This window comes from Pseudomonas sp. FYR_2 (assembly GCF_043106425.1).
Taxonomy (GTDB): Bacteria; Pseudomonadota; Gammaproteobacteria; order Pseudomonadales; family Pseudomonadaceae; genus Aquipseudomonas; species Aquipseudomonas monteilii.
In genome coordinates this window covers 1-1,158 of the sequence record NZ_JBICMM010000052.1, presented here as the reverse complement: position 1 = coordinate 1,158, position 1,158 = coordinate 1, and the positions used below count along the sequence as shown (strand labels likewise).

The following is a 1,158-nucleotide window of genomic DNA, read 5'->3' as shown; positions in this document are numbered from 1 at the left end:
CGCCCAGCTCGATGCGCAGCCCGCGGATTTTCACCTGGTGATCGAGACGGCCCTTGTAGTCGATCACCCCGTCGGCCCGGTAGCGCGCCAGGTCGCCGGTACGGTAAAGGCGACCGCCGCCTTGTGCCGTGTTGTCGAAGGGGTCCGGGACGAAGCGTTCGGCCGTCAACGCCGGGCGACGGTGATAGCCACGGGCCAGGCCGATGCCGCCCAGGTACAGCTCGCCAGCCGCGCGTGGGGCGACACTCTGCAGCCCGGCACCGAGGATGTGGGTTTTCAGGTTGTCGATCGGGCGGCCAATCGGCACGCCGCTGTCGCCGCCCGGGCGGCAGGTCCAGTGGGTGACATCGATGGCCGCTTCGGTCGGGCCGTAAAGGTTGTACAACTGTGCGCCGGGCAGGCGTGCCAGGGTCTGCTGCGCCAGCTCTGCAGGCAAGGCTTCGCCGCTGCACACCACGCGCTTGAGACTGCTGCAGCGCTCAACCTCGGCGCTGCCCATGAACGCTTGCAGCATCGACGGGACAAAGTGCAGCGTGGTCACCGCGCACTGCCTGATCACCTCCACCAGGCGCTCCGGATCACGGTGCTCGCCCGGTTGCGCCACGGCCAGGCGTGCGCCGGCCAGCAGTGGCCAGAAGAACTCCCAGACCGAGACGTCGAAACTGAACGGGGTTTTCTGCAGCACCGTATCGCCGGCATCCAGGCCGTAGGCCTGCTGCATCCAGCACAGGCGGTTGACCAGCGCGCGATGGCTGTTGCCCGCGCCCTTGGGCCGGCCAGTGGAACCGGAGGTGTAGATCACGTAGGCCAGGTTGCCCGGGCGAGTGTGGTGCACCGGGTCGGCATCGCTGTAGCCCGGCAGCGGTTCGAGCAACAGTGGCTGCACACCCTCAGGTACCGGCAACTGCGCCAGCAGGTGGGCTTGCGTCAGCAGCAGGCCGATGCCGCTGTCCTGCATCATGTAGGCCAGGCGCTCGGCGGGGTATTCCGGGTCCAGCGGCACATAGGCGCCACCGGCCTTGAGGATACCCAGCAGGCCGATGACCATGTCCACGCTGCGCTCGGCGGCAATGCCCACCAGCACGTCCGGCCCCACGCCCTGTTCGCGAAGCTTGTGCGCCAGCTGGTTGGCGCGCCGGTTCAGCTCACGGTAGCTCA

1 protein-coding gene is annotated in these 1,158 nt (G+C 68.2%); it reads right to left on the bottom strand.

Translation table 11 applies throughout. The features are described from left to right. On the bottom strand, nt 1-1,158 hold a 1,158-nt coding region (locus tag ACF8R4_RS23030), incomplete at both ends, for an amino acid adenylation domain-containing protein (protein WP_392493536.1).